The 17,475-nt window shown below is 71.9% G+C and carries 17 protein-coding genes; 12 read left to right on the top strand and 5 right to left on the bottom strand.

What is annotated here, in order from left to right; translation table 11 throughout:
* Positions 1–65: 65 nt before the first annotated feature.
* The 7 genes from O7634_RS17140 (at position 66) to rny (ending at position 8,344) form a co-directional block, all read left to right on the top strand.
* A complete protein-coding gene (locus tag O7634_RS17140) occupies positions 66–1,670 on the top strand; it encodes a flavin monoamine oxidase family protein (protein WP_278151124.1) in 1,605 nt (534 codons plus the stop codon).
* A 96-nt stretch (positions 1,671–1,766) separates the two neighbouring features.
* A complete protein-coding gene (locus tag O7634_RS17145) occupies positions 1,767–2,363 on the top strand; it encodes a hypothetical protein (protein ID WP_278151125.1) in 597 nt (198 codons plus the stop codon).
* A 127-nt stretch (positions 2,364–2,490) separates the two neighbouring features.
* Entirely contained in the window at positions 2,491–3,828 is a 1,338-nt protein-coding gene (locus O7634_RS17150; protein ID WP_278151126.1) for an MFS transporter, read from the top strand.
* 4 nt (positions 3,829–3,832) lie between these two features.
* Positions 3,833–4,033 carry a DUF3046 domain-containing protein gene (locus tag O7634_RS17155; RefSeq protein WP_278151127.1) on the top strand — a complete coding sequence of 67 codons (201 nt, stop codon included), beginning with the start codon at positions 3,833–3,835 and terminating at the stop codon, positions 4,031–4,033.
* Positions 4,034–4,217: 184 nt separating this feature from the next.
* On the top strand, positions 4,218–5,264 hold the full coding sequence (recA, locus tag O7634_RS17160; protein WP_088990914.1) for a recombinase RecA: 1,047 nt from the start codon (positions 4,218–4,220) through the stop codon (positions 5,262–5,264).
* A gap of 14 nt (positions 5,265–5,278) precedes the next feature.
* Positions 5,279–5,962, top strand: coding sequence for a regulatory protein RecX (locus O7634_RS17165; RefSeq protein ID WP_278151128.1), 684 nt, complete (start codon positions 5,279–5,281; stop codon positions 5,960–5,962).
* Between the two features lie 615 nt (positions 5,963–6,577).
* On the top strand, positions 6,578–8,344 hold the full coding sequence (gene rny / locus O7634_RS17170; protein WP_278151129.1) for a ribonuclease Y: 1,767 nt from the start codon (positions 6,578–6,580) through the stop codon (positions 8,342–8,344).
* Between the two features lie 62 nt (positions 8,345–8,406).
* Here the strand turns inward: rny and O7634_RS17175 are convergent, their stop codons facing one another.
* The 4 genes from O7634_RS17175 to O7634_RS17190 all read right to left on the bottom strand — a co-directional run bounded on the left by O7634_RS17175 (position 8,407) and on the right by O7634_RS17190 (position 11,793).
* A complete protein-coding gene (locus O7634_RS17175; RefSeq protein ID WP_278151130.1) occupies positions 8,407–9,279 on the bottom strand; it encodes an amino acid ABC transporter permease in 873 nt (290 codons plus the stop codon).
* A gap of 28 nt (positions 9,280–9,307) precedes the next feature.
* Positions 9,308–9,964 (bottom strand): amino acid ABC transporter permease, encoded by a 657-nt coding sequence (locus tag O7634_RS17180; protein ID WP_278151131.1) that lies wholly within the window; start codon positions 9,962–9,964, stop codon positions 9,308–9,310.
* An 80-nt stretch (positions 9,965–10,044) separates the two neighbouring features.
* Positions 10,045–10,980, bottom strand: a complete 936-nt coding sequence (locus O7634_RS17185) for a glutamate ABC transporter substrate-binding protein (protein WP_278151132.1) — start codon at positions 10,978–10,980, stop codon at positions 10,045–10,047.
* A 57-nt stretch (positions 10,981–11,037) separates the two neighbouring features.
* Complete coding sequence (locus O7634_RS17190) at positions 11,038–11,793, bottom strand: amino acid ABC transporter ATP-binding protein (RefSeq protein ID WP_278151133.1); 756 nt, start codon at positions 11,791–11,793, stop codon at positions 11,038–11,040.
* A 196-nt stretch (positions 11,794–11,989) separates the two neighbouring features.
* Here O7634_RS17190 and selD point away from each other — a divergent pair, with 196 nt between their 5' ends.
* On the top strand, positions 11,990–12,979 hold the full coding sequence (gene selD, locus O7634_RS17195; RefSeq protein WP_278151134.1) for a selenide, water dikinase SelD: 990 nt from the start codon (positions 11,990–11,992) through the stop codon (positions 12,977–12,979).
* A gap of 274 nt (positions 12,980–13,253) precedes the next feature.
* On the top strand, positions 13,254–13,733 hold the full coding sequence (locus O7634_RS17200) for a hypothetical protein (RefSeq protein ID WP_278151135.1): 480 nt from the start codon (positions 13,254–13,256) through the stop codon (positions 13,731–13,733).
* A gap of 10 nt (positions 13,734–13,743) precedes the next feature.
* Here the strand turns inward: O7634_RS17200 and O7634_RS17205 are convergent, their stop codons facing one another.
* On the bottom strand, positions 13,744–13,974 hold the full coding sequence (locus tag O7634_RS17205) for a DUF2277 family protein (protein ID WP_278151136.1): 231 nt from the start codon (positions 13,972–13,974) through the stop codon (positions 13,744–13,746).
* Between the two features lie 160 nt (positions 13,975–14,134).
* Between O7634_RS17205 and O7634_RS17210 the strand changes: the two genes are divergently transcribed.
* Genes O7634_RS17210 through O7634_RS17220 form a run of 3 tightly spaced genes read left to right on the top strand, consistent with a single transcriptional unit; the run spans position 14,135 to position 17,474 of the window.
* Positions 14,135–14,323 (top strand): hypothetical protein, encoded by a 189-nt coding sequence (locus tag O7634_RS17210; RefSeq protein ID WP_278151137.1) that lies wholly within the window; start codon positions 14,135–14,137, stop codon positions 14,321–14,323.
* A 30-nt stretch (positions 14,324–14,353) separates the two neighbouring features.
* Complete coding sequence (locus O7634_RS17215) at positions 14,354–16,666, top strand: FxsB family cyclophane-forming radical SAM/SPASM peptide maturase (RefSeq protein ID WP_278151138.1); 2,313 nt, start codon at positions 14,354–14,356, stop codon at positions 16,664–16,666.
* The gene (locus tag O7634_RS17220) at positions 16,650–17,474 is read left to right on the top strand and encodes an AAC(3) family N-acetyltransferase (RefSeq protein WP_278151139.1); all 825 of its coding nucleotides are present in this window, start codon (positions 16,650–16,652) and stop codon (positions 17,472–17,474) included. Before O7634_RS17215 ends, O7634_RS17220 begins: the two co-directional genes overlap by 17 nt.
* Position 17,475: the final 1 nt, after the last annotated feature.

Genomic DNA, 17,475 nt, shown 5'->3' on the forward strand with positions numbered 1-17,475 from the left:
GATGCGTGACGCGCGTAACAGGTCCTCTGCAGACTCAGGCGAGTCGATCTTGCAGGGAGGCCGTTATGAGCGATCAGACGCAGTCGATGGTCAGCCGACGCGGGTTTCTCCGTACGGTGGGTATCAGTGGCGGCGCCGGCGCGATGCTCGCCACGATGGGCGCCATCGGGCTCGCCCCCAACCCGGCCGGGGCGGTGTCGCCGGCCTTCCGCGCGCCGGAGCGCTCCGACTTCACGCTGACCGGACGACCGGGCGCGAGCGTGGTCGTCCTCGGTGGTGGCATCGCGGGGCTCACCACCGCGTACGAGCTGGGCAAGGCGGGTTACCACTGCACCGTCCTCGAGGCGCGGCACCGCGTCGGTGGGCGCAACCTGACCATCCGGGGCGGCGACGTCGAGACGGACCTGGACGGCCGCACCCAGCGGGCGGGCTTCTCCGACGGGATCTACTTCAACGCCGGGCCGGGTCGGATCGCGCAGTGGATGGTCACGATGGACTACTGCCGGGAACTCGGCGTACCCGTCGAGGTGTTCACCAACCAGAACGCCGACGCGTGGATCTACAACGAGTCCGCCGGGATGACCGAGCCGGTCCGGTACCGCACCGCCAAGGCGGACGTCTACGGCTACGTCTCGGAACTGCTGGCGAAGGCCACCGACCAGGGTGCGCTGGACGCGCGGCTGACCGCCGAGGACCGCGAGCGGCTGCTGTCGTTCCTGCAGAGCTTCGGCGCGATCGGCGGACGTGCCAGCGACTGGGCGTACACCGGAGGCAGCCGTCGTGGCTTCTCCGCGTACCCGGGCGCGGGCAACGACGTGGGCAGTCCGCTCGGCGCCCCGCCCGCGCTCTCCGACGTCTTCGCCAGCAACGTGGGTCGGTACTTCTCCTTCGAGTTCGGCTACGACCAGGCCATGCTGATGTTCCAGCCGGTCGGCGGCATGGACCAGATCCCCCGAGCCCTGGCCAGGGCGGTGGGCCCGCACCGCATCCGACTCAACGCCGAGGTGACCGAGGTGACCGACCGGGGCAGCCGGGTCGAGGTGACCTACCGGCAGGGCGGCCGGCAGTCGCAGATCACCGCCGACTACTGCGTGGCCACGATGCCGCCGCACCTGATGGCCCGCGTACCGCACAACCTCGGCGCGGCGGTGACCGCGGCCCTTGCCGACTTCCCGGTCACCGCTTCCGGAAAGATCGGCCTGGAATACCGCAGCCGTTGGTGGGAGACCGACCAGCGGATCTACGGCGGCATCACCGAGACCGACCTGGACCTCTCGCACATCTGGTACCCGTCGTACGGGTTCCACGGCAAGCGCGGCCTGGTCGTCGGCTACTACAACACCGGGGCGAACGCCCGTGCGTACAGCGGGCTGACGCCGGAGCAGCGTAGCGAGCGCGCGATCAGCCAGGGTGTGAAGATCCATGGTGACAAGTACCGCAGTGAGCTGGTCACCTCGTACTCCCACGCCTGGGACCGGACCCGCTACATCGAGGGCGCCTGGACCTCACCCCGGTACGGCACGCCGGGCTACAACCTGCTGCTCCAGCCGGCCGGTCGGGTCTACTTCGCCGGTGACTGGCTCAGCCACGAGGTGGCCTGGCAACACGGCGCTTTCGTGGCGGCCCGTTCGGCGGTCTCCGCGCTGCACCAGCGGGTGATGGCCGGCTGAGGCCCCAGATCGTGGACGGTCTCCGCCCAGCCGCCGGCTGGGACCGTCCACCATCGACCGTGCTTCACGATCCCTGCGGCTGGGTACCGGGTGTCGATGGATGCGGACAGCAACGAGCGTCGTACCGGTGCGCCCACCGCGGCCATCGGCCGCTCCAGGTGGCGACGATTCGTCGAGCGGGCGACCGTGTTGCAGTTGGTGGCCGTCTACTGGGTGCCGGCGACACTGCTCATCGGGGTGCCGGTGCGGTGGCTCTTCGACCGGCACGAGCCACTGGTCGAGCTCGTGCTGAACGCCGCGCTGAACGCGGTCGTGATCGGCCCCGCGCTCTATCTGGGCAGGCGGGTGGCGGGTGAGCAGGGCGCCCGGCGGGACCCCGAGGGGTACCCGCTGCGCGAGGCGCTGCGTACCGGCACCGCGCCCGGGGACGGCGCGGCGCGGGTCGAGTTGCCCGGTTACCTGGCCGGGCAGCGGCGGGCCACCTGGCGGGCGCTGGCGTCCATCCTGGGCATCTCCCTCGGGCTGGTCCTGCTCGCTCTGTTCGCCGCCGACAACGAGGGCTTCGCTGTGGTCTTCGGCGTGGTCGTCGCCGTCAGCGTGGCCGTCGCCGCGCTCACTCTGACCCGAATCCACCGGCTGGCATCCTCGCTGGCCGTGCCCAACCGACCGGAGACCCGCCGACAGCTCGGGTAGGGCGGCCGGTCGCCCTACCCGATCGTGCCGGACACGTCCCGGCCGGCGTCCCCCCGCAAAACCCACTGCCGCCGCTCGGTGCGGGTGCGCGAGGATGAGGTCACCCCCATCCGACAGGAGCGCGCCGATGGCGACCGAGCTGACCGCGCCGCGTGCCGGCGTCCGACCCGACGTCGCGGCGATCCAGCGGCGTACCCTGCGGCTGCTCTTCACCACCCAGATCATCGGCGGCATCGGCGTGACCATCGGCATCGCCGTCGGTGCGCTGCTCGCCGCCCGGATCGCCGGCACCGCGCTGGCCGGCGTCGCGCAGAGCGCCGGTGTGGTCGGCGCGGCGCTGCTCGCCGTCCCGGTCACCCGGGTCATGGCCCGGCACGGTCGACGGCCGGGCCTGGTGCTGGCGTACGCGGTCGGCACCGTCGGTGGCCTGCTGGTGGTGCTGGCCGCCGTGCTCCGCTCGGTGCCGCTGCTCCTGCTCGGCATGCTCCTCTTCGGCGGGGGCACCGCCGCGAACCTCCAGGCGCGCTACACGGCCGTGGACCTCGCCGAGCCGGCCCGACGGGGCCGACAGCTCTCCGTGATCGTCTGGGCCACCACCATCGGCGCGGTGGCCGCGCCGAACTTCGCCGCGCTGGCCGACCGGATCACCACCGGCTGGGGGCTGCCGCCGCTGGCCGGTCCGTTCGCGTTCAGCGCGGCGGCGTTCGTGCTGGCTGCCGTCGTACTCCTCGGGTTGCTCCGGCCCGACCCGCTGCTCACCGCGCGGCAAGTCGCGGCGGCCGGGGAGCCCACCGCCGACGCGACGGCGACCGGGGCGCCGGCGTCCGCGCCGGTCGAGGCGAGCGGGCGGCGCCGGGCCGGGATGCGTGCGGCCTGGTCGGTGGTACGCGCACAGCCCGCCGCCCGGCTCGGCATCGCCGCCGTGGCGGTGGGCCACCTGGTGATGGTGGCGGTGATGGCGATGACCCCGGTGCGCCTCGGTGAGTCGCACGCCGACGCCGACGTGTTGCGGCTGGTCGGGATCGTGCTGAGTCTGCACATCGCCGGTATGTACGCGTTCTCCCCGGTGGTCGGGTGGCTCACCGACCGGCTCGGTCGGCGGGCGGTGATCCTCGGTGGGGTCGGGCTGCTGCTGGCCGCCTGCGCGGTCGCCGGCACGGCCGGGCACCACACGCCCCGGCTCTCGGTGGGTCTGGTCCTGCTCGGGCTGGGCTGGTCGGGGACGATGGTGGCCGGCTCGACGCTGCTGTCCGAGTCGGTGCCGGCCGAGGTGCGGCCGAACGTCCAGGGGCTCTGTGACCTGATCATGGGGCTGGCCGGCGCCGGCGCCGCTGTGGTCAGCGGGTTTGTCATGCAGTTGGCCGGTTATCCCGTGCTGACCCTGCTCGCGGCGGTCGCGGCGGCACCCCTGGTGGCGCTAGCGTTGCGCCCGGCGCCGACCGGGGCGTCGGACAAGGAGGGCTGATCTCGTGCGGCTGACCGACTTCTGGGCGCGGCTGGAGGAGGCGTTCGGGCCGGGCTACGCGGCCAGCATCGCCCGCGACCAGGTGCTGTCCCAGCTCGGCGGACGGACCATCGAGCAGGCGCTGGCGTCGGGTGAGCAGACGCACGTGGTGTGGCGGGCGGTCTGCGCCGCGTATCCCGACCGGGTGCCCGCTCGACTACGCTGAGCAGCCTTTTTGCCGCCTCCGCGTGTCGCTTGTCGAGTCGTACACCTGTTCGGCTATTGTCCACAGCGGGGTGCTCGTCCACAGCTCGCGGCCCGTCGGCTGGTTTTCTGTCGGACCCAGCGCCTAGCGTGTCCGCGTGACGCGAAGCTCAGCAAAGACGCCGGCGAAGGCAGGGGTGGCAACCATGGCAGCAGGACCTGACCGGGAGAAGGCACTCGACCTTGCTCTCGCTCAGATCGACAAGCAGTTCGGCAAGGGCTCGGTGATGCGGCTGGGGGAGCGGCCCGTCGTCCAGACCGCCGTGATCCCGACCGGCTCCATCGCGCTCGACGTGGCGCTCGGTGTGGGCGGTCTGCCGCGCGGCCGGGTGATCGAGGTCTACGGTCCCGAGTCCAGCGGTAAGACCACGGTGGCCTTGCACGCGGTGGCCAATGCCCAGCGCAACGGCGGCATCGCCGCCTTCATCGACGCCGAGCACGCGCTCGACCCGGAATACGCGAAGGCCCTCGGCGTCGACACCGACGCGATGCTGGTCTCCCAGCCGGACACCGGCGAGCAGGCGCTGGAGATCGCCGACATGCTGATCCGTTCCGGCGCTCTGGACATCATCGTGATCGACTCGGTGGCGGCCCTGGTGCCGCGCGCCGAGATCGAGGGCGAGATGGGCGACAGCCACGTGGGCCTCCAGGCCCGGCTGATGAGCCAGGCCCTCCGGAAGATCACCGGTGTGCTCAGCAACACCGGCACCACGGCGATCTTCATCAACCAGCTCCGGGAGAAGATCGGCGTCATGTTCGGCAGCCCGGAGACCACCACCGGTGGTCGGGCGCTGAAGTTCTACGCCTCGGTCCGCCTCGACGTGCGCCGCATCGAGAGCCTCAAGGACGGCACCGACGTGGTCGGCAACCGCACCCGGGTCAAGGTCGTCAAGAACAAGGTCGCCGCACCGTTCAAGCAGGCCGAGTTCGACATCATGTATGGCAAGGGCATCTCGCGCGAGGGCTCGCTGATCGACGTCGGCGTGGAGCAGGCGATCATCCGCAAGTCCGGCGCGTGGTACACGTACGACGGCGACCAGCTCGGCCAGGGCAAGGAGAAGGCCCGGGAGTTCCTGAAGGAGAACCCGGACGTGGCCGCCGAGATCGAGAAGAAGATCCTGGAGAAGCTCGGCGTCGGTGTCGGCGCCGGTGACGCCGCCGGTGGCCCGGAGCTGCCGCCGGTCGACTTCTGACCGGTCGCTGACCAATGGCAGGACGACGCGCCCGTACGGGGCGGGGCTGGGATGCCAGTCCGCCTCGTACGGGTGACGCCGCGCCGCGCCCCCGCCGGGGGCGTCGGGCCGAGTCGCCGGCCGACGAGCCGACGTCCACTCCGCGCGACGAGTCCGAGCTGGCCCGCGAGATCTGCCTGCGGCAGCTCGCCGTCCGGCCACGCACCCGGGCCGAGCTGGCCGGGGCGCTGGCCAAACGCGGCATCTCCGACGAGGTGTCGGCCGAGGTGCTCGACCGCTACGACGAGGTCGGCATCATCGACGACGCCGCCTTCGCCCGAGCCTGGGTGTCGAGTCGACACTCCGGACGCGGTCTCGCCCGCCGGGCGCTCGCCAACGAGCTGCGTCGCAAGGGCGTGGACGGCGAGGTGGCCACCGAGGCGCTGGGCGAGCTGGACGAGGAGACCGAGGCGGAGACCGCCCGTGCCCTCGTGGAGCGCAAGCTGCGTACCGCCCGGGGTGAGCCGGACGCGGTCTTCCGCCGGCTGGTGGGCATGCTGGCCCGCAAGGGCTATCCGCCCGGTGTGGCGATCCGGGCGGTGAAGGACGCGCTCGCCGCGCAGAGCGCCGAGGCGGCCGAGTTCGCCGAGCAGATCGACGCCGACGCGCTCGCCGACGCCGAGGGCGAGCTGGAGCGCGACGACCGCGCGGCCGAGTGAGACCACGGGCGGCGACCGCGTCGCCGTGACGACACCGTCAATTCCACGACTCGGCACGATCGTGGCGAGTGGGCCGGGCGCGGGGTTGCTGGTGTCACACAGTGGGCTTGCCGACGTGCTCTCTGCGTAGCTGAACAGGCACGATATTCCCATAGAAGGCGGTCGTCCCGCCGTGTTTGTCCGTCAGTGTCCGCAACGCCATCAGCGCACCGTGACGAATCAACTTCTCTCCGTTCGGGGGGTTTGATCATGACTCCTTGACCTGAGCACCCCCGGACACCTAGCCTCGCCATACAGGCTCACATTGCCCGACCAGCGCAGGCTAAGCGCACAACATAGAACGCGTAACAGAACAGCATCACTTTGGCCGGCTCCACGGCCTTTGGCGGCAGCTCCGGACAGGCCGGTCCGGGGCGCTGCGACAACTGCACCCGGCCGCCGACGGTGCCCAGGGCACCGCCGGTGGAGAAAGCTATCCACGGCCAGCCGCTCCGGTCGGGCGTCCACAGCCGCAGGAGTGTGCCCCGGCACGGTCGCTGCGGTCTCGACGTTAGGGGAGGCGGCCATGGCGGGGCGGCGGCACAGGTTCACCGGTGGACCCGACGGGGTCCCGGTATGAACGCCTTCGACGTCGTGCTCCTCGCGGCCGTCCTCGTCCTCGCCGTTGTGGTGATCGGGGCCGTGCTCGTCGGCGTCCGGACCCTGCGCCGGATGGGCGCCGCGCCGGCGCCGGAGGACCCCGCCTTCATCGCCGAGAAGGATCGCCAGGAGCAGTCCCTCGCCGCCCTGCGGAGCGCGGCCGACGAGGCGAACAGCACCATCGACGTGGCGAAGTCCGCGGCCGCTGCGGCGCGCACCGAGGCGGCGGCGGCCAAGGCCGAGGCGAAGGCGGCCCGCGCCGAGGCGCGCCGGGTGCTCGACGACGCCCGCGCCGAGGCGGACACCGTTCTGGAGCGCGCCCACAAGCAGGCCGAGGCGGACGCCGAGCAACTGCGGACGGCGGCCCGGCGCAGCGGCGAGCGGGAGGTAGCGGTGCTCGCGGCCACCACCCGCGAGCAGGCCGCCGAGGTGGAACGCCGAGCGGCGCGGATGGACGAGCGGGAACGGATGCACACCGAGGAGGTGGAGCGGTTCGCCGAGCGGGAACGGCAGCTCACCGCCGCCAGCGCCGCCCTCGCCGCCCGCGAGGCGGCGCTCGCCCAGCGGGAGGCCGAGCTGGCCGAGTCGGAGGAGCTGCGCCGCCGGGAGTTGGAACGCGTCGCCGGGCTCACCGCCGAGTCCGCGCGCCTGGAGCTGATCGAGGCGATCGAGACGCAGGCCAAGCGGGAGGCGGCGCTGCTCGTGCGGGACATCGAGTCCGACGCGCGCAACACCGCCGAGCAGCGGGCCCGACACATCGTCGTGGACGCGATCCAGCGGGTCGCCAGCGAGCAGACCGCGGAGAGCGTGGTCAGCGTCCTGCACCTGCCCGGCGACGAGATGAAGGGGCGGATCATCGGCCGGGAGGGGCGCAACATCCGCGCCTTCGAGTCGGTCACCGGGGTCAACCTGATCATCGACGACACCCCCGAGGCGGTGCTGCTCTCCTGCTTCGACCCGGTCCGGCGGGAGGTCGGCCGGCTCACCCTGGAGAAGCTGGTGCTGGACGGGCGCATCCACCCGCACCGCATCGAGGAGGTCTTCGACCTGGCCCGGCAGGAGGTGGAGCAGCTCTGCCTGCGGGCCGCCGAGGACGCCCTGGTCGAGGTCGGCATCACCGAGATCCACCCGGAGCTGGTCACCCTGCTCGGCCGGCTGCGCTACCGCACCTCGTACGGGCAGAACGTGCTCAAGCACCTGGTCGAGACGGCGCACATCGCCGGCGTCATGGCCGCCGAGCTGCGCCTGGACGTGCCCACCATCAAGCGGTCGGCCTTCCTGCACGACATCGGCAAGGCGCTCACCCACGAGGTGGAGGGCAGCCACGCCATCATCGGCGCGGACCTGGCCCGCAAGTACGGCGAGCACGAGGACGTGGTGCACGCCATCGAGGCGCACCACAACGAGGTGCCACCGCAGACCATCGAGGCCGTCCTCACCCAGGCCTCCGACGCCTGTTCCGGTGGTCGGCCGGGCGCGCGCCGGGAGAGCCTCGAGGCGTACGTCAAGCGGCTGGAGCGGATCGAGGAGATCGCGGCCGGCAAGCTCGGCGTGGACAAGGTCTTCGCCATGCAGGCGGGGCGGGAGATCCGGGTGATGGTCAAGCCGGACGACGTGGACGACATCGGGGCGGCGGTGCTGGCCCGCGACGTGGCCAAGCAGATCGAGGAGGAGCTGACCTACCCGGGTCAGATCCGGGTGACGGTGGTCCGCGAGTCCCGGGTCACCGAGATCGCCCGCTGACCCACGAACGGACGACGGGCGGGTGGCCTGGCCACCCGCCCGTCGCTCACTCCCGCTTTCGGTCAGACCATCCGCGCGGCGTCCTCGCCGGCGTCCTGTGCGGGCAGCACCGGCGCCGCCGACCGCCGGCTGCGGCCCATCCGCTTCTGCAGCCACCAGGCGAGGATCGACAGCGCGCCGCAGATGGCGATGTAGATCGCCGCCACGATCAGGTACGTCGGCACGTACGGCAGCCCGAACGGCAACCGGCCGCCGATCTGCTTACCCACGAAGAGCAACTCGGGGTACGTGATGATGAAGCCCAGCGCGGTGTCCTTGAGCAGCACGACGAGCTGGCTGACGATCGCCGGGAGCATCGACCGCACCGCCTGCGGCAGCAGGATCAGCCGCAGCACCTGGTTCTTGCGCATGCCGATCGCGTACGCGCCCTCGCTCTGCCCGTACGGCACCGCGTTGATGCCGGCCCGGAAGATCTCCGCGAGCACCGAGCCGTTGTACAGCGTCAGCCCGATGACCAGCGCCCACAGCTTGTCGATCGACCAGCCGTACTGCAACGGCACGTAGTAGCCGAAGAAGATCAGGATGAGCAGCGGGATCGCCCGGAACAGCTCGACCACGAAGGTGGCCGGGCTGCGCAGGATCCACTTGTCGCTCAGCCGGGCGCTGGCGAACACCGCGCCGAAGAGCAGCGCCAGCACCGCGGCGATGCCGGCGGCCTTCAGCGTCGCCCACAGGCCGGTGAGCAGTTCGCGCTGCACCGAGGCGTACTGGAACTGCTCCCACTTGCGGGCCTCGAACTGGCCGGTGTCGGCGAATTTGTAGCCGATGTAGGCGATCAGCGCGATGATGCCGGCGGTGGAGACCACGCCCAGGATCGCGTTGCGCCGCTTCGCGCGGGGCCCGGGCAGGTCGTAGAGGACCGATGCCTGGCTCACCTCAGCCACCTTCCGTTCGCCAACTCGTTCATCGGGCCACCCTCCACTTGCGCTCCAGGAAGCGCTGCAACGCCACCAACGGCAGGATCAGGATCAGGAAGCCGATGGTGATCCAGAGCAGGACGGCGAACTGCGGCTCGCCCCGCTCGGCCATGTACGCGGGGATCGCGCCGGCCTCCAGCACCGAGAAACCGGCGGCGATCGTGGTGTTCTTCAACATGGCGATGAACACGCTCACCATCGGCGGGACCATCGCCCGCAGTGCCTGCGGCAGCACGATCAGGGTCAGCACCTGACCGAAGGTCATGCCCAGCGCGCGGGCCGCCTCGGCCTGCCCCGCGGCGACCGTGTTGACGCCGGAGCGGATCACCTCGCACACGAACGCCGACGTGTAGACGGTCAGCGCGATCGTGGCGCTGGCGAAGTAGTCGATGTTGACGTCCAGCTTCGGCACCGCGAACACGAGGAACGCGAAGACCAGCGTCAGCGGGGTGTTGCGCACCAGGTTGACGTAGGTGGCGCCGAACGCGCGCAGCGCCGGTACGGGGGAGACCCGCATCGCGCCGAGCAGCGTGCCGAGGACGAGGCTGCCGACCGCGGCGATCAGGAAAAGTTTGACGGTGTTGGTGAACCCCTCAACGAACAGCGATCCGTTGTCCGTCAGTACCCGGAAGAACTCGCCCATGCCTCGCTCTCAGTCCTCGGACGGGCGCCGGACAGGGACCATGCCCCGCCCGGCGCCACAACTCGTGTCGAGCCTGTCGATCAGTACCGCTCGAGGGTGGGCGGGGTGCCCGCCGAGCCGGACAGGCCGAGCGTGCCGTCGTAGATCTTCTGCCAGGTGCCGTTGCCGAACGCCGCCTCGATCTGGTTGTTGACGTAGTCGCGCAGCGCCTTGTCGTCCTTCGGCAGGCCGATGCCGTACTTCTCGGTGCTGAACGGCTGGCCGACGACCTTCAGCTCGGTCGGGCTCTGCGCCGCGTAGCCCTTGAGGATGGCGTCGTCGGTGGTGACGGCGTCGACCTTCTTGTCGAGCAGCTGCGAGACGCACTCCGAGTAGGTCTTGAACTCGACGATGTTGTCCGGCTCGGTCAGACCCTCGTCCCGGACCTTCTGGATCGGCGTCGAGCCGGTGGCCGAGCAGACCTTCTTGCCCTTGAGGGTGTCCTTGCCGGTGATCGACGTCTCGTCCTTGCGGACCAGCAGGTCCTGCCCGGCCACGAAGTACGGGCCGGCGAAGGAGATGTCGTTCTTGCGCTTGTCGGTGATCGAGTAGGTGCCGACGTAGTAGTCGACCTCACCACCCTTGATCGCGGTCTCCCGGTTGGCGGAGGCGATCTCCTTGTACTCGATCTTCGCCGGGTCGATGCCCAGCGTGCTCGCCACGTACTGGGCGATCTCGATGTCGAAGCCGCACCGCTTGCCCTGGGCGTCCTTGTAGCCGAGGTTCGGCTGGTCGAACTTGACCCCGATGGAGACCTTGCCCGCCGCCTTGATCTTGTCGAAGGTCGGGCTGCCGGCGATGGCCGCATCCGTCTTGGGGGTGAAGGTCGCGCCGGAGCTCTTGCAGGTGTCGGACTGGGCGGCCCCGGAGGCGTTTCCGCCCGCGCTCGGGGTCGGCTCACCCTCCTTGCCACAGGCCGCGGCCGACAGGGCGAGGGACGCCATCATGGCGACCGCCGCCACGCGCTTCATACGCATACTCTTCTCCTTCTTCGACGGAGCCCGCCGGTGGTCGGCGCGCTCCACTACAGACGCCTAGTGCGTGAGGATCTTGGAGAGGAAGTCCTTCGCCCGGTCGCTGCGCGGGTTCTCGAAGAACTCCGCCGGGGAGGCGTCCTCGACCAGCTTGCCGTCGGCCATGAAGATGACCCGGTTGGCGGCGTGCCGCGCGAAGCCCATCTCGTGCGTGACCACGACCATCGTCATGCCCTCGCTGGCCAGCGAGGTCATCACGTCCAGCACCTCGCCGACCATCTCCGGGTCCAGGGCGCTGGTCGGCTCGTCGAAGAGCATCGCCTTGGGCTGCATGGCCAGCGCGCGGGCGATGGCCGCCCGCTGCTGCTGACCGCCGGAGAGCTGGGCCGGGAACTTGTCCGCCTGGTTGGCGATGCCCACCCGGTCGAGCAGGGCCAGGCCGCGCTCGCGGGCCGCGGCCGGCTTCTCCTTGCGGACCTTGATCGGGCCGAGGGTGACGTTCTCCAGGATGGTCTTGTGGGCGAAGAGGTTGAAGGACTGGAAGACCATGCCCACCTCGCTGCGCAGCTTGGCGAGGGGCTTGCCCTCGGCCGGCAGAGGCTGGCCGTCGAAGGTGATGGTGCCGGAGTTGATCGGCTCCAGTCGGTTGATCGCGCGGCACAGCGTCGACTTGCCGGAGCCGGACGGGCCGATCACCACGACCACCTCGCCCCGGCCCACCGACAGCGAGACGTCGTCCAGCACGTGCAGCGGCCCGAACCACTTGTTGACCGCGTCCAGCACGATGAGCGGTTCGCCCGTCGTCACGTCGTCCACCGTCCCCTGTCGTCTCCCGGATCGGGGTCGGATGACCCCCGGTGCGGCCACTGTAGGCGGCCTGATGTGGCAGAACGCAACCCAGCGGGTCACGGAGCGGTAACACCGGTCACGATCGTCGTCGGGGGTCCGATTTCGGTCACCGGGCGGGCGGCCGGCGGTGGCGATCGTGGCCTGTTGTCGAGATCATGAGGGAATGACCGAACCGGTACGGCTGACGAAGTACGCCCGAGGCGGTGGCTGCGCCTGCAAGATCCCCCCGGGTGAGTTGGAGATCATGGTGGCCGGCCTCGGCCCGGCGACCGGCACCGCGGAACTGCTGGTCGGGTTGGACCACGGTGACGACGCGGCGGTGGTGCGTCTGGACGAGCGGACCGGCGTGGTCAGCACCGCCGACTTCTTCACCCCGGTGGTCGACGACGCGTACGACTGGGGGCGGATCGCGGCGGCCAACGCGCTCTCCGACGTCTACGCCATGGGCGGCACCCCGCTGGTGGCGCTCAACCTGCTGTGCTGGCCACGGGACGTGCTGCCGCTGGAGCTGGCCCGGGAGGTGCTGCGCGGCGGTCAGGACGTGGCCCGGCAGGCCGGTTGTCACCTGGCCGGCGGGCACAGCGTGGACGACGACGGCCCGAAGTACGGCCTGGCGGTCACCGGCACGGTCCGGCCGGAGGAGCTGATCACCCTCGACGCGGGCCGCGCTGGACTGCCGTTGTCGCTGACGAAACCGCTCGGGGTGGGCGTGCTGAACACCCGGCACAAGGCCACCGGCGAGAGCTTCCCGGAGGCGGTCGCGTCGATGAGCGCGCTCAACCGGGACGCCGCTCGGGCGGCGGTCGCGGCCGGCATCCGTTGCGGAACCGACGTGACCGGTTTCGGGCTGCTCGGGCACGCCTCGAAGCTGGCCCGTGCCAGCCAGCTCACGGTGGCCATCGACGTCGCCCGGGTGCCTCTGCTGGCGGGTGCGCGCGAGGCGGTGCGCGACGGCTTCGTCAGCGGCGGAAGCCGGCGCAACCTGGACTGGGTGACCCCGTGGACCGACTTCGGCGCGGCCGGCGAGGCGGAGCGGCTGTTGCTCGCCGACGCGCAGACCTCGGGCGGCCTGCTGGTCGCCGGCGAGGTGCCCGGCGCGCCGGTGGTGGGCGAGCTGCTGCCCCGGGGTGAGCATCGGGTCGTCCTGCGCTGAGGCGGCCCGAACGGAAGGCCATCAGACCGGCCCGGACGCCACCGGCAGGCGGCGGGCGGGAAGCCGGGACACGCCGCGGGGCTGGTGCGGAGCGGCGCACCATACCCGATAAACTGTCACCTTCCCGCTACTCCGAGCAATGCGGCTCAGGGAAATTTTGCCCGGAATGGTCACAGACCGGTAACTTGCCCCCGGCTGGGGTCAAATGCCCCCCACCATCGTTCATAAGGCCCGATCCGGAGGCCGGTGGGGACGAACGCAGCGAGGAGGCGGAATGACCGAGCTGTGGAACTGGAGAATCGACGGCGCTCGACCCGTGGAGGTCTACCCGGCGTTGGCCGAGGCGCTCGGTCGGGTGGTGATGCCGTTGGCCGCGGCCGACCCGGCGCGGCTGCCGACGTACGCGGTGGTGTGCGACGTCTGGGAGGCGCCGGGCGAGTTCGCCACGGTGGTGGACTGCTACGGGGTGCCCGAGCGGCTGCCCGAGCACGCGAGCATCGCCGCGCTCGCCCGACTGCTCGGCCGCAACTGCCTGCTGCGGGACGACACGCTCGACGCGGGTCGGCACCTGCTGGTCGCCCCGGACGGCACGGTGCGTCCGGTGCACTTCGACGTGCGGGACACCGACGACGGCGAGGTGCTCAGCAAACTGCGGCTGTGCTCGCTCGGCGACCCGGGCTGCCGGGGCTGGTCGCAGTGCCACCGCTCGCGGTGGGCGCCCGACACCGTCGCGCCGGCGCTCGCCGCGGCCTGACCCCCGGGCCTCAGGCCCGGGTGGTCGGGGCGCCCGCGCCTCGCACCACCAACTGGTCGAGGAGGGTGCGGGTCGCCTCGGCCACGGCGGCGACAGCGGTGTCGAACGCGGCGGCGTTGTGCGCGGCGGGCGCCCGGAAGCCAGAGATCTTCCGGACGTACTGCAACGCCGCCGCCTCGACGTCGGCGTCGGTCACCTGCGGCGTGAACGGCTCACGCAGCGTCTTGATGCTCCGGCACATGTGCGCTCCTCCTCCGTCGACCCGCTGCCACCCTTGGTGCCGACGGTGGTACCGACGGTGACACTGGGTCGATATTTGTCTATCCTGGTCTCGGACCAGAGCCTTTCGAGCCATCGTCGCCACTCGCGCTCCCAGCGCCCCGGGCCCCCGGAGACTCATTGTGGACCATGTCCCCAGTCGCTCATCCCGTCCAGTCCTCGACGACCTGACACGTAGCCTGCACACCCCGCTGGAACGGATCGTCGTCGAGCACGCCGATCTCGTCGAGGCGGTGCGCCGACGCGTCGTCACCGACGATTCCGTGCCCTCCGGCAGCGTGGCCGTGGCCCTCTTCAACTCGTGCATCTGAGTGATGGCCTGCCGGTGCGATCCGTCCGCCGTGGGCGGGTCGTGCCGGCGGATCAGCCAGTTCGTGCTGAAGGTCCACAGCCGCTGTGACCTGAGCTGCGACCACTGCTACGTCTACCAGCACGCCGACCAGACCTGGCGTGGTCGTCCGGTGCGGATGGCGCCGGCCACGGTGCGGGCCGCCGCGCGACGCGTCGCCGAGCACGCCCGCGCGCACGGGCTTCCGGTCGTGCACGTGGTGCTGCACGGCGGTGAGCCGCTGCTGCTCGGCGCCGCCGGCCTGCGCGAGGTGCTGACCGAGCTGCGCACGACCATCACCCCGTGGACCCGACTCGACCTGCGCATGCAGACCAACGGCGTGCTGCTGGACGAGGAGCTGTGCCGGCTGTTCGTCGAGTTCGACGTGCGGGTCGGGGTGTCGTTCGACGGCGACCGGGCCGCCAACGACCGGCACCGGGTCTTCGCCCACGGCGGCAGCAGCTACGACCAGGTTCGGCGCGCCCTGGCGCTGCTCCGCCGGCCGGAGCACCGCGCCAGCTACGCCGGCATCCTCTGCACCGTCGACGTGCGTAACGACCCCGACCGGGTCTACGAGGCGCTGCGGGCCGAGAGCCCGCCCCGGGTCGATCTGCTCCTGCCCCACGCCACCTGGGACAACCCGCCGCACCGCCCCGGCCCCGGGCCCACGCCGTACGCGGACTGGCTGAGCCGACTGCACCGCCGGTGGACGGACGACGGGTGCCCGATCTCGATCCGGATGTTCGAGGCGCTGCGGCCGGGTGGCGGTGGCAGCGAGGCGTTCGGGCTCGCGCCGGCCGACCTGCTGGTCATCGAGGCGGACGGCAGTTGGGAGCAGGCCGACTCACTGAAGACCGCCTACCACGGCGCGGCCGACACCGGGCTCGACGTGTTCGGCCATTCGGTGGACGAGGTTGCCCGGCACCCCGGCGTCGCGGTCCGGCAGGACGGTGCGGCGGGGCTCTGCGCGACCTGCCGGGCCTGCCCGGTGGTCGACAGGTGCGGCGGCGGTCTGTACGCGCACCGCTGGCGCGCCGGCACCGGCTTCGACAATCCCTCGGTGTACTGCCCCGACCTGCTCCGTCTGATCGACATCGTGGACTCCCGCCCGCCACCGGCCCGCGTCAGCGCCGCGCCGGTCGACGCCGGGTCCGCGCCCGTCGAGGCGTTGCTCGACGACCTCGCCACCGGGCCCGGCTCGCCGTCCACGCTCGCCCTGCTCGCCGCCACCCAGCTCTCCATCACCCGGGCGCTGCTGGGCGCCTGCCGGGACCGGTCCGGCCCCAGCGCCGCCTGGGAGCTGCTCGTCGCTGTCGAGCAGGCGGCGCCCGAGATCGTCCGGGCGGTGCTGGAGCATCCCTTCGTCCGGCCGGCGCTGGTGTGGCACCTCGACCGGTCGACCTCGTCCGGCGCCGACGCGACCGTCGATCCGCTGCCGGCCCTCGCCGTCGCCGCGGCCGCGCGGGCCGGCGTCCCGGCGACGGTGCGGGTCCCGACGCGGGCCGGGGTGGTCGCGTTGCCCACGCTGGGCACCGTCGCGTTGCCCGCCCCGCTGCCGACCGTCGAGGTGACAGTGCGGCCGGACGAGATCCGGCTGGGCAGCGGGTCCGCCGAGCGGACGATCCCACTCGACCCGCTGGCGTCGCCGTCGGCCGGCTGGTCACCGACGCGGGACGTGCCGGTGCCCGGTGGGCGGCTGCTCATCGAGGACGGCGATCCGTACCGGGACTGCTACGGCGAGACGGTGTCGTCGCGCCTCACGCCTGCCGCGGCGCTGGCGTTCGGCCGTACCCTGGCCGAGGCCCTGCGTGTCGTGCGGCGTGACGTGCCGGCGCACGCGGCGACGCTCGACGGCGGTCTGCGGGCGGCCGTGCCGTTGGCTCACGACCCGGCGCGGCCGCTGCGCAGCGCGACGGCGCGGCACGCGTTCGGCGCGGTCTCCATCACTCCGGCCCTCGACCCGGCGACGATGGCGGTGCTGCTCGTGCACGAGTGGCAGCACGCGAAGCTGGGCGCCGTGCTGGACCTGTTCGACCTCGTCGAGCCGGGGCGGGACGCCCTGATCCGGGTGCCCTGGCGCCCCGACCCCCGACCTCCGGAGGGGGTGCTCCAGGGCGTCTACGCCCACCTGGCGGTCACCCAGGTCTGGCAGTCCCGGGCGATGGTCGACGACACCGAGGCCCCGGCGCACGCCGCCCGTTTCCTGGCCTGGACCCGGGACGGCGCCGACGCGTTACTCGCCAGCCGCTCGCTAACCGAGCCCGGCGAGCGATTCGTCGGCCAGCTGCGTCGGGCCCTGGAGGAGACCTGTGTCGGGTCCGGATGAGTCGTCCCCGCCCAGGCTGGGCCGATCCCGCCTCGCCGACGACCTGCGGGCCCTGGGCGTACGCCCGGGCGCGTGCCTCGTGGTGCACTGCGGCCTGCGTCGGGTCGGTCCGCTGGACCACGGCCCCGCGACCCTCGCCGGCGCCCTGCGCGACGTCCTCGGTCCGGCCGGCACGCTGCTGGTGCCCACCCACACCGACGGCAACTCGACGACCTCCCGGGCGCACCTGGCCGCCACCGCCGGGATGGACCGGGCGCAACGGGAGCGGTACGAGGCGACGCTGCCCGGCTGGGACCGCCGGACCACCCCGTCGCAGCGGATGGGTGCGCTCGCCGAGTACGTCCGGTCCGCCCCCGGCGCGGTGCGCAGCGACCATCCCCAGACCTCGTTCGCCGCGCTCGGCCCCCGGGCCCGGCAGCTCACCGACGACCATGACCTCCACTGTCACCTCGGCGAACGCTCACCGATGGGCGCCCTCTACGCGGCCGACGGGCAGGTCCTGCTGCTCGGCCTCGGCTATGAGGCGTGCAGCGCCCTGCACCTGGCGGAATACCGGCTGCCGGTGCCTCCGCCCGAGCGGGACTACCGCTGCTTCCGGCTGGTCGCCGGGCGCCGGGTGGCGCTGGACTTCCGCGCCCTCGACCTGGACGACAGCGACTTTCCGATGGTGGGGGCCGCGCTCGACGACACGCCGATCGTGCGCCGGGGTCGGGTCGGGCGCGCCGACGCCCGGCTGCTGCCGGCGCGGGCCGCTGTGGACTTCGCCGTTGACTGGTTCACGACAAACCGGTTGGCGGCGCGACGTTGAC

Source organism: Micromonospora sp. WMMD1120 (assembly GCF_029626235.1).
GTDB lineage: Bacteria > Actinomycetota > Actinomycetes > Mycobacteriales > Micromonosporaceae > Micromonospora.

Excerpts from the sequence above, each read along its gene's own strand:
- recA (WP_088990914.1), top strand. The coding sequence starts at position 4,218 with ATGGCAGCAGGACCTGACCGGGAGAAGGCACTCGACCTTGCTCTCGCT.
- O7634_RS17205 (WP_278151136.1), bottom strand. The coding sequence starts at position 13,974 with ATGTGCCGGAGCATCAAGACGCTGCGTGAGCCGTTCACGCCGCAGGTG.
- O7634_RS17145 (WP_278151125.1), top strand. The coding sequence starts at position 1,767 with ATGGATGCGGACAGCAACGAGCGTCGTACCGGTGCGCCCACCGCGGCC.
- O7634_RS17165 (WP_278151128.1), top strand. The coding sequence starts at position 5,279 with ATGGCAGGACGACGCGCCCGTACGGGGCGGGGCTGGGATGCCAGTCCG.
- O7634_RS17150 (WP_278151126.1), top strand. The coding sequence starts at position 2,491 with ATGGCGACCGAGCTGACCGCGCCGCGTGCCGGCGTCCGACCCGACGTC.
- O7634_RS17185 (WP_278151132.1), bottom strand. The coding sequence starts at position 10,980 with ATGCGTATGAAGCGCGTGGCGGCGGTCGCCATGATGGCGTCCCTCGCC.
- selD (WP_278151134.1), top strand. The coding sequence starts at position 11,990 with ATGACCGAACCGGTACGGCTGACGAAGTACGCCCGAGGCGGTGGCTGC.
- O7634_RS17200 (WP_278151135.1), top strand. The coding sequence starts at position 13,254 with ATGACCGAGCTGTGGAACTGGAGAATCGACGGCGCTCGACCCGTGGAG.
- rny (WP_278151129.1), top strand. The coding sequence starts at position 6,578 with ATGAACGCCTTCGACGTCGTGCTCCTCGCGGCCGTCCTCGTCCTCGCC.
- O7634_RS17140 (WP_278151124.1), top strand. The coding sequence starts at position 66 with ATGAGCGATCAGACGCAGTCGATGGTCAGCCGACGCGGGTTTCTCCGT.
- O7634_RS17180 (WP_278151131.1), bottom strand. The coding sequence starts at position 9,964 with ATGGGCGAGTTCTTCCGGGTACTGACGGACAACGGATCGCTGTTCGTT.